We start from the raw sequence: 9,382 nt of genomic DNA on the forward strand, positions 1-9,382 counted from the left end.
ACGGCGCGGCGCTGCTGCTGGACACCTGGGCGCTGTTGGGCCGACAAGACCTGCGTGCCGCCGAGGACGCGCTGTGGCGCTGGATGACCGCGGCGGCGTTGGTGCGTCCCCGCGGCGACGGCGGGGTGGTGCTGGTGGTGGCCGAATCATCGATCCCCACGGTCCAATCGCTGATCCGCTGGGATCCGGTGGGTCACGCCGACGCCGACTTGGCGGCTCGCGCCGAGGTGGGCTTGCCGCCGAGCGTGCACATGGCGGCGCTCGACGGCGCGGCCGATGCGGTGGCGGCGCTGCTCGACGAGGCCGGGCTGCCAGACGGGGCGGACGTGCTGGGCCCGGTGGATTTGCCGGCTGGGGTGCGCCGCCCGGCGGGGACGCCGACGGGCGTCCCGGTGACGAGGATGCTGGTGCGCGCCCGCAGAGAGCAGGGGCTGGCGCTGGCCGCTGCGCTGCGTCGCGGCGTGAGCGTGCTGTCCGCCCGCCAGACCCACGAGCCGGTCCGGGTGCAGATCGACCCCCTGCACATCGGGTGACCTCGCCAAATCCTGCCCGAGGGGATAGTATGCGTCGGAAATAATGCCTGACTACGACATTGGGAGCCTTGGCAGTTCCTGATCTTTAGCCGCCGATATGCCGGAGACGGTTCGGAGAAGGGGCCGACATGGCAGCAAACAACGCGACGACGGCGGACGAGTCGCTGGACGTCATCACTGACGCTTTGCTGACGGCTTCCCGCTTGCTGGTTGCCATTTCGGCGCGCTCGATCGGTCAGGTGGACGAGACCATCACGATCCCGCAGTTCCGGACGCTGGTAATCCTGTCGAATCGGGGCCCGGTCAACCTGGCCACCCTGGCCGGTCTGCTCGGGGTGCAGCCATCCGCCACCGGGCGGATGGTCGATCGGCTGGTCGCGGCGGGGCTGATCGACCGCCTGCCGCACCCGACGTCCCGGCGCGAGCTGCTGGCCGCGCTGACGAAGCGGGGGCGGGAGGTCGTTCGTCAGGTTACGGCGTACCGGCGCAACGAAATCGCGACCATCGTGGAGAAGATGCCGCCGCCGGAACGCCACGGCCTGGTGCGGGCCCTGACCGCGTTCACCGCCGCCGGCGGCGAGCCGGACGTGCACCTGGATGCCGAGATCGATCTCTAGCGCTTCTCGGCGGTGACCAGCAGATACTCCCAGTTCATGGTGCCGTTGGCGAGGTAGTGCTGCGCGAGCTCGACGAGTTGGGCGTCGAGCTCGGCGGCCAGCACCCGATTGTGCCCGATGTTCGCGTAGGCCTCGATCGTCGGACCGTAGTGGTTCTTGAAGTACGTGTGCACCGCTTCGGCGCTTTCGAACCGGTTGACTTCCAGCATTCCCCGCACCGCGGTCATCCGGCCGACGCGCTCGCCGAGCAATCCGGTGACGTAGCCCTCGCGTCCCCACAGCGCGGCCGGCGGCACGGCCTGCGACAGGCTGGGCCGGTACGGCCGGATGGTGGCGAGCATGCGGCCGAAGAATCCCTCCGGCGTCCAGCTGATCACGCCGATCGTCCCGCCCGGCCGGCAGACCCGGACCAGTTCGTCGGCGGCCCGCTGCTGGTCCGGCGCGAACTGCACGCCGATCGCGGAGATGACGACGTCGAACTCGCCGTCGCCGAACGGCAGCGCGTGCGCGTTGGCCTCCCGGTAGTCGATCGTCAGGCCATGGGCCGCGGCGCGGGCGCGCGACCGCTGCAACAGCTCGGGGGTCAGATCACTGGAAACGACGGCGGCGCCCGACGCGGCGGCCGGAAGCGAGATGTTGCCCGAGCCGGCCGCGACGTCGAGCACCCGCACGCCCGGCCCGATGCCGGTGGCCTTGACCAGGGCCGGCCCCAGCGGGGCCATCACTTCCTCGGCCATCAGGGCGTAGTCGCCGAGCGCCCATACCGCGCGATGGGGGGCGGCGTCGCTGATCGTGGTGTCGAGAGTCATCAGGCCTCCTTGAAGGTAAGGAAAGGGCTGCCCACTCGACCTCGTTGTCCCTAGCACGGCAGTGCGGTCACGCGACTAAATAGTGACCTGTAGCAATAGTATGCATTAGCAATAGTATACAAGCGCAACTTCGGGCCGGACGGCCGCCGCGGCTTTCTAGACTGTGCCGGTGCGTCTTGTCTTCGCCGGCACCCCCGAACCCGCGCTGCCCGCGCTGCGCCGCCTCATCGACTCGCCACGTCACGAGGTGATCGCCGTGCTGACCCGGCCCGACGCGGCGGTCGGGCGGCACGGCAAGCCGCAGCCCTCGCCGGTGGCCCGCGAAGCGCTCGACCGTGGCATTCCGCTGCTGCGACCGGCGCGGCCGAACGCGGAAGAGTTCGTCGCCGAACTGACGGAGTTGGCGCCGGACTGCTGCGCGGTCGTGGCCTACGGCGCGCTGCTGCGCGACGGCCTGCTCGGGGTGCCGCCGCACGGGTGGATCAACCTGCACTTCTCGCTGTTGCCGGCCTGGCGCGGGGCGGCCCCGGTGCAGGCGGCGATCGCGGCCGGCGACACCATCACCGGTGCGACCACGTTCCGGATCGAGCCCAGCCTGGACTCCGGCCCCATCTACGGCGTCGTCACCGAGACGATCCGGCCGTCCGACACCGCGGGCGAACTGCTTGAGCGACTGGCAGTTTCGGGCGCGGCGCTGCTATCGACGACGCTGGACGGCATCGCCGATCAGACGTTGACGCCCCGGCCGCAACCCGCCGACGGCGTCAGCCTCGCGCCGAAGATCACCGTCGAGCAGGCCCGGGTGCGCTGGGACCTGCCTGCGCCGATCGTGGAGCGCCGAATCCGTTCGGTGACGCCAAACCCCGGCGCCTGGACCCTGATCGGCGACCTCCGGGTGAAGCTCGGTCCGGTGCACATCGACGCGGATGGCCCAGAATCGCTGGCGCCCGGCGCTATTCACGTCGACCGTAAGAGCGTGTGGATAGGCACCGGTTCGCAAGCGGTGCGTCTGGGCGAAATACAGCCGCCCGGAAAGAAATTCATGAACGCCGTCGACTGGGCCCGCGGCGCGCGACTCGACTCCGCTGTGCGGGCGACGTGAGCCGGCCCAGGCCGCCGGATCGCGGACGCGGCAAGCGGCGCCGACCACTCGACCCCGCGCGCGCCGCCGCGTTCGAGGTGCTGCGGGCGGTCAGCGAGCGCGACGCATACGCGAACCTGGCCCTGCCCGCGCTGCTGCGCGAACGCGGGATCAGTGGCCGCGACGCCGCGTTCGCCACCGAGCTGACCTACGGCACCTGCCGGACCCGTGGCCTGCTCGACGCGGTCATCGGCGCCGCCTCCGCCCGCTCGCCGGACAGCATCGACCCGGTGCTGCTCGACCTGCTGCGGCTCGGCACGTACCAGTTGCTGCGCACCCGCGTCGACAAGTACGCCGCGGTGTCCACCACGGTCGAGCAGGCCGGTATCGAATTCGATTCGGCCCGCGCGGGTTTCGTCAACGGCGTACTGCGCGCAATCTCCGCGCGCGACGAGAAGTCCTGGGTCGAGGAATTGGCGCCCGACCCGTCGCGAGACCCGGTCGGACATGCCGCCTTCGTGCACGCGCACCCGCGCTGGATCGCGCAGGCGTTCGCCGACGCCTTGGGCGCGGCCGCGGCCGAGCTCGACGCGGTGCTGGCCAGCGACGACGAACGGCCTCAGGTGCACCTGGCGGCCCGTCCCGGGGTGCTGACGGCCACGGAACTGGCCGACGTCGTGGGTGGCACGGTCGGCCGGTATTCGCCCTATGCGGTGTACCTGCCGGGTGGCGACCCCGGGCGGCTGGCGCCGGTGCGCGAGGGCGCCGCCCTGGTCCAGGACGAGGGCAGCCAGCTGGTGGCACGGGCGCTGACGCTGGCGCCGGTCGAGGAGGACACCGGCCGGTGGCTCGATCTGTGCGCCGGACCGGGCGGCAAGACCGCGCTGCTCGCCGCGCTGGGCGCCGGATCCGGGGCGCGCGTCACCGCGGTGGAGCCGAACCCGCGCCGCGCCGACCTGGTTGCCGAGAACACCCGGGGGCTCCCGGTCGACGTGCTGCGGGTCGACGGGCGGCAGACCGAACTCGAGCCGACCTTCGACCGAGTGCTCGTCGACGCCCCGTGCACCGGGCTGGGCGCGTTGCGGCGCCGCCCCGAGGCGCGGTGGCGGCGACAGCCCTCCGACGTGCCGACGCTCACGAAGCTGCAACGCGAGCTGCTGGGCGCCGCGATCGCGCTCACCCGGCCCGGCGGTGTGGTGCTCTACGCTACATGTTCGCCCCACCTCGCCGAAACCGTCGGGGTGGTCGCCGACGCGCTGCGCCGGCACCCGGTGTCCGCGTTGGACACCCGGCCGCTGTTCGAGCCCGTCACCGGGCTGGGGGATGGGCCGCACGTCCAGCTGTGGCCGCATCGGCAGGGCACCGACGCCATGTTCGCCGCCGCGCTGCGCCGCGAAGCGGGGTAGCGGGGTGGCGACTCAAATGGACCCGGCCGCCGCCGCGCTGCGCCGCGAAGCGGGGTAGCGGGGTGGCGACTCAACGGACCCGGCCGCCGCCGCGCTGCGCCGTGAAGCGTGAACCCTTCGGCGCGGCTCAGTAGTGTGGCGCACATGCCTGGCAACACCGGTAAGCCCCTGATCGCGCCGTCCATCCTGTCCGCCGATTTCTCGCGGCTGGCCGACGAAGCGGCCGCGGTGGTGGGCGCCGACTGGCTGCACGTCGACGTGATGGACAACCACTTCGTGCCCAACCTGACCATCGGCCTGCCGGTGGTCGAGAGCCTGCTCACCGCCACGGCCATCCCGATGGACTGCCATCTGATGATCGAGGACCCCGACCGTTGGGCGCCCGGCTACGCCGAGGCGGGCGCCTACAACGTCACCTTCCACGCCGAGGCCACCGACCACCCGGTCGCGGTGGCGCGCGACATCCGCGCGGCCGGCGCCAAGGCGGGCATCAGCGTCAAGCCGGGAACCCCGCTGGAGCCGTACCTAGAAATCTTGCCGCAGTTCGACACGTTGCTGATCATGTCGGTCGAGCCCGGCTTCGGCGGCCAGAGCTTCATTCCCGAGGTGCTGAGCAAGGTCCGCACCGCGCGCAAGCTGATCGACGCGGGGGAGCTGACGATCCTGGTCGAAATCGATGGCGGCATCAACGACGACACCATCGAGCAGGCCGCCGAGGCCGGCGTCGACTGCTTCGTCGCCGGGTCGGCCGTCTACGGCGCGGAGGACCCGGAGGCCGCCATAGCGGCGCTGCGGAGGCAGGCCGCCGCCGCGTCGCCGCACCTGCGCCGATGAATCAACCCGCCGACGGCCTCGATGCCGCCATGCGCCTGGCGATCGAGCAGTCCAACCACGTCAAGGGCGCCACCTATCCGAATCCGCCGGTGGGCGCCGTCATCCTGGACGCCGACGGCGTGGTCGTCGGAGTCGGCGGCACCGAACCCGCCGGTGGCGACCACGCCGAGGTGTTGGCGTTGCGGCGGGCCGGCGAGCTGGCGGCCGGCGGGACCGCGGTGGTCACCCTGGAGCCCTGCAACCACCACGGCAAGACCCCACCGTGCGTGAACGCCCTGCTGGAAGCCAAGGTGGGGGCCGTGGTGTACGGGGTGGCCGACCCGAATCCGGTCGCCGCCGGCGGTGCGGCCAGGCTGACGGAAGCGGGCGTGCGGGTGACGTCCGGGGTACTGGCCGACGAAGTGGCCGGCGGACCGCTGCGGGAGTGGTTGCACAAGCGGCGGGCCGGGCTGCCGCACCTGACGTGGAAGTACGCCAGCAGCGTCGATGGCCGCAGCGCGGCCGCCGATGGCACCAGTCAGTGGATTTCCAGCGAGGCTTCGCGGTTGGATCTGCATCGCCGCCGCGCGGCCGCGGACGCGATCGTGGTGGGCACCGGCACCGTGCTGGCCGACGATCCGGCGCTGACCGCGCGGTTGCCCGACGGCTCGCTGGCCGACCGGCAGCCGCTGCGAGTGGTGGTGGGCATGCGCGAGATACCGCCAGAGGCAAAGGTTCTCAACGACGATTCGCGGACCATGGTGATCCGCACGCACGATCCCATGGAGGTGGTCAAGGCGCTGTCGGATCGCACCGACGTCCTGCTGGAGGGCGGCCCCACCCTCGCCGGCTCGTTTCTGCGGGCCGGGGCGGTCAACCGCATCCTGGTGTACGTCGCGCCGATGCTGCTCGGCGGCCCGGTCTCCGCGGTCAACGACGTCGGGGTGCCCACCATCGCGCGGGCGTTGCGCTGGCAATTCGACGGAGTCGACCGGGTGGGGCCGGACCTGCTGCTCAGCCTGGTGCCGCGCGGCGACTAGGAGCGCTTAGCGCTCGCCCAATGAGATCGTTTGCGGCTCAGGGACTTCCGGCTCCTCGGCGTGTTCCTTGCGGCCACCGATCAGCAGGCCCAGTAGCGCACCCGCGATGCAGATGACCACGGTCGCGCTGAAGATGTCGCCGTACATCATGGCGAACGCTTTGAGGTACATCGTCCCCTGCGCGGCGATCCGCTCCAGCAGGGAGGCGTTGGGGGGTATCGCGGCCGTCAACCCGGCGACGATCTGGTTGAACCGGTAGAGGCCCCACGCACTGAGCGCGGCCACGCCGATGAGCATGCCCGTCATCCGGGCCACCACCACCGCCGCCGAGGCGATGCCGTGCTGGGCGGACGGAACAACCCGGAGGGCGGCGGAGGTCAGCGGCCCGATCACCAGGCCGAGGCCCACGCCGGCCACCAGCAGGTCGGCATGCAGCACGGGGACGCTGAACACCCCGAAGATGTCGTGCTTCTGGCTCAACACGTCCTGGCGCCAGTAGTGAATCAGCCAGTAGCCGTAGGCCGCGATCAGCAGCCCGATGAAGGTCATCACCCGGTCGCCCACGCGGGTGGCGATCCAGCCGCCCAGCACCGCGCCGACCGGCAGCGCGATCAAAAACCACAGCAGCAACCCGGCGGCCTGCGTCTGGTCCATCTGCAGGACGCCCTGGCCGAACAGCTCCACGTCGACCAGGGTCACCATCAGCGCCGCGCCCGCGGCCAGCGATGCGCCCAGCGCGGCCAGGAACGGGCGGAAGTGCACGCCCGCCGGCTCGATCAGCCGGGTGCGGGAGAACCGTTCCCAGAGCAGGAACAGCACCGCCACCACGACCGCCCCGATGACCAGCGGGAGCCCGTAGCTCGGCAGGATCTGTTTGCCGTCGGGTTGCGGGTTGTACAGGCCGATCACCGCCAGGCCGAGGGCGACCGCGAGCAGTACACCGCCGACCAGGTCGACCCTCTCAGGGTTCTCGACCTTTTCGTGCGACGGCAGGCTGAACTGGATCATCGCCATCGCGACCAGGGTCAGCGGGACGTTGATCCAGAACACGTAGCGCCAGTCGTGGAACAAGTACACGATGAAAATCCCGTACAGCGGGCCCAGCACGCTGCCGAGCTCCTGTGCGGCGCCGATGCCGCCCAGCACGCCGGCGCGGTTGCGCTGTGCCCACAGGTCGGCGCCCAGCGCGAGTGTGACCGGAAGCAGCGCGCCACTGGCCACACCCTGGATGGTGCGGCCGGCGATCAGCAGGTGGAAATCGCCCCAATGCCCGGCCAGTGCGGTCACCACCGACCCGACCATGAACAGGGCCAGGCTGACCTGCAGCACCAGCTTGCGGCCGAAGCGGTCGGAGGCCCGACCCAGCAGCGGCATGGCGGCGATGTAACCCAGCAGGTACATCGTGATGATCCAGGTGATGCGCTGCAGCTGGTTGATCGGGATGTGAACGTCGCTCATGATGTCGCGCATGATCGTCACGACGACATAGGCGTCCAGGGCGCCCAGCAGGACCGCCAGACTGCCGGCGCTGATCGCGACGCGGCGGCCGGCCTGCGAACTCATGAACTCACCGGGGGCTTGGTGACCTGAACCTGCTCACCCCAGTTGGACAAGGTGACCTGGATGGAGTTGCCGGAGCTCTTCTGCATGTTCGCCTGGACCAGCTGGTGGTCGCCGGTCTCCTGGATCCACACCGTGCTCGGCACCGGCTGCGTCGCGTTGAACTGCGGCATGATCTTGTTCACCGCATCCGCCGAGACGTTCCCGCTGACGCGGATGGTGCTCTGACCGTTGATGGTGTCGCGGCCCTCGGCCTTGGCGTTGGTGAAGTTGGCGAGCGCGTTGGCCAGCCCGGTGTCCGGGTTCAGCAGCACCGACACGTCGTAGATGTCGGACGCCTTGCCGAAGTCGCTCCACTTGTTGGGCGTCAGGGTGGCGTACAGGTTGCCGTCGACGACCACGAAATTGGCGTCGATGTCGGACCCACCGAGGGTGATCGTGGCGTTGCCCTTGGCGGCGGTGGCCGGCGCCGTGGTGAGGTCACCGGTCAGCGTTTTGATGGGCAGCCCCTGGATCTTGCCCTGAATGCTCAGCACGAGGTGCACGCTCTTCACATTCTTGGTGGCGTCGGCCGACTGCTTGACCAGGGTCGTGGCGTCGGGCAGCGGGGCGCCACTCTGCTTTGAGCCCGACGAGCAGCCGGCGATCAAGGCGGTGGCGAGGGTCAGGGATGCGAGGACGGCCGATAGACGGCGGCGGGTCTGCATACCTTGCATCGTAGAGGGTGCCCATGACCGGCTTGGGACACGTGGGGCCGCGGTGTCGGCCCGGCGCCGACGCTTTGGCCTGCTCACCAGTGCGACCGCGGCATCCGGACGGCCGATTAACCTGATGGAATGTTCACCGGAATTGTCGAGGAGCTCGGGGAGGTGACGGGCCGCGACATGCTCGCCGACGCCGCCCGGCTCACCATCCGCGGACCGGTCGTGACCTCCGACGCCGGGCACGGCGACTCGATCGCCGTCAACGGCGTCTGCCTGACCGTCGTCGAGCTGCTGCCGGACGGCCAATTCACCGCCGACGTGATGGCGGAAACCCTCAACCGGTCCAACCTGGGCTCCCTGCAGGTGGGCAGCCCGGTCAACCTGGAGCGCGCCGCGGCGGTCAACAGCCGGCTCGGCGGGCACATCGTGCAGGGGCACGTGGACGGGACCGGGCAGGTGGTGAGCCGGGCGCCGTCCGAGCACTGGGAAGTGGTGCGGATCGAGATCCCCGCGGCGGTGGCCCGCTACGTCGTCGAGAAGGGATCGATCACCGTCGACGGCATTTCATTGACGGTCTCCGGGCTCGGCGCCGACTGGTTCGAGGTTTCGCTGATCCCTACCACCCGCGAGCTGACCACGCTGGGCCGCGCCCCGGTCGGCACGCAGGTCAACCTCGAAGTCGACGTGATCGCGAAATACGTTGAGCGGTTGCTCACCCCGCGCTAGGCCGCCTTCGGAAAAGTGCGCGCCGCGCCGGTTCGCTCAGCAGGGCTCGCCCGGAGGCGTCCAGTAGGGCTCGCCGGATGGGGTGTAGCACGG

The 9,382-nt window shown here is 70.5% G+C and carries 9 protein-coding genes and 1 pseudogene; 7 read left to right on the forward strand and 3 right to left on the reverse strand.

The window, feature by feature from the left end:
* Positions 1 to 533, forward strand: a pseudogene (locus A5711_RS02510) (primosome assembly protein PriA); the annotation flags it as partial.
* Between the two features lie 128 nt (positions 534 to 661).
* On the forward strand, positions 662 to 1,150 hold the full coding sequence (locus tag A5711_RS02515; RefSeq protein WP_067943758.1) for a MarR family winged helix-turn-helix transcriptional regulator: 489 nt from the start codon (positions 662 to 664) through the stop codon (positions 1,148 to 1,150).
* Here A5711_RS02515 and A5711_RS02520 read toward each other — a convergent pair.
* Positions 1,147 to 1,959, reverse strand: coding sequence for a class I SAM-dependent methyltransferase (locus A5711_RS02520; protein WP_067943760.1), 813 nt, complete (start codon positions 1,957 to 1,959; stop codon positions 1,147 to 1,149). The genes A5711_RS02515 and A5711_RS02520 overlap by 4 nt on opposite strands.
* A gap of 169 nt (positions 1,960 to 2,128) precedes the next feature.
* Between A5711_RS02520 and fmt the strand changes: the two genes are divergently transcribed.
* The 4 genes from fmt to ribD all read left to right on the forward strand — a co-directional run bounded on the left by fmt (position 2,129) and on the right by ribD (position 6,299).
* The gene (gene fmt / locus A5711_RS02525; protein WP_067943774.1) at positions 2,129 to 3,061 is read left to right on the forward strand and encodes a methionyl-tRNA formyltransferase; all 933 of its coding nucleotides are present in this window, start codon (positions 2,129 to 2,131) and stop codon (positions 3,059 to 3,061) included.
* Complete coding sequence (locus A5711_RS02530; protein WP_067943762.1) at positions 3,058 to 4,446, forward strand: RsmB/NOP family class I SAM-dependent RNA methyltransferase; 1,389 nt, start codon at positions 3,058 to 3,060, stop codon at positions 4,444 to 4,446. The genes fmt and A5711_RS02530 overlap by 4 nt, the downstream gene beginning before the upstream one ends.
* Positions 4,447 to 4,590: 144 nt before the next feature.
* Entirely contained in the window at positions 4,591 to 5,280 is a 690-nt protein-coding gene (rpe, locus tag A5711_RS02535; RefSeq protein WP_067943764.1) for a ribulose-phosphate 3-epimerase, read from the forward strand.
* Positions 5,277 to 6,299 carry a bifunctional diaminohydroxyphosphoribosylaminopyrimidine deaminase/5-amino-6-(5-phosphoribosylamino)uracil reductase RibD gene (ribD, locus tag A5711_RS02540; RefSeq protein WP_067943766.1) on the forward strand — a complete coding sequence of 341 codons (1,023 nt, stop codon included), beginning with the start codon at positions 5,277 to 5,279 and terminating at the stop codon, positions 6,297 to 6,299. Before rpe ends, ribD begins: the two co-directional genes overlap by 4 nt.
* 6 nt (positions 6,300 to 6,305) lie before the next feature.
* Here the strand turns inward: ribD and A5711_RS02545 are convergent, their stop codons facing one another.
* Positions 6,306 to 7,862, reverse strand: a complete 1,557-nt coding sequence (locus A5711_RS02545; protein ID WP_067943768.1) for an MFS transporter — start codon at positions 7,860 to 7,862, stop codon at positions 6,306 to 6,308.
* Positions 7,859 to 8,566, reverse strand: coding sequence for an LppX_LprAFG lipoprotein (locus A5711_RS02550; RefSeq protein WP_067943770.1), 708 nt, complete (start codon positions 8,564 to 8,566; stop codon positions 7,859 to 7,861). Before A5711_RS02550 ends, A5711_RS02545 begins: the two co-directional genes overlap by 4 nt.
* A gap of 129 nt (positions 8,567 to 8,695) precedes the next feature.
* Between A5711_RS02550 and A5711_RS02555 the strand changes: the two genes are divergently transcribed.
* A complete protein-coding gene (locus tag A5711_RS02555) occupies positions 8,696 to 9,289 on the forward strand; it encodes a riboflavin synthase (RefSeq protein WP_067943772.1) in 594 nt (197 codons plus the stop codon).
* The last annotated feature ends 93 nt before the right edge of the window (positions 9,290 to 9,382 follow it).

Source organism: Mycobacterium sp. E2238 (assembly GCF_001672665.1).
Lineage (GTDB): Bacteria > Actinomycetota > Actinomycetes > Mycobacteriales > Mycobacteriaceae > Mycobacterium.

Excerpts from the sequence above, each read along its gene's own strand:
- A5711_RS02545 (WP_067943768.1), bottom strand. The coding sequence starts at position 7,862 with ATGAGTTCGCAGGCCGGCCGCCGCGTCGCGATCAGCGCCGGCAGTCTG.
- ribD (WP_067943766.1), top strand. The coding sequence starts at position 5,277 with ATGAATCAACCCGCCGACGGCCTCGATGCCGCCATGCGCCTGGCGATC.
- A5711_RS02515 (WP_067943758.1), top strand. The coding sequence starts at position 662 with ATGGCAGCAAACAACGCGACGACGGCGGACGAGTCGCTGGACGTCATC.
- A5711_RS02520 (WP_067943760.1), bottom strand. The coding sequence starts at position 1,959 with ATGACTCTCGACACCACGATCAGCGACGCCGCCCCCCATCGCGCGGTA.
- A5711_RS02555 (WP_067943772.1), top strand. The coding sequence starts at position 8,696 with ATGTTCACCGGAATTGTCGAGGAGCTCGGGGAGGTGACGGGCCGCGAC.
- A5711_RS02550 (WP_067943770.1), bottom strand. The coding sequence starts at position 8,566 with ATGCAGACCCGCCGCCGTCTATCGGCCGTCCTCGCATCCCTGACCCTC.
- rpe (WP_067943764.1), top strand. The coding sequence starts at position 4,591 with ATGCCTGGCAACACCGGTAAGCCCCTGATCGCGCCGTCCATCCTGTCC.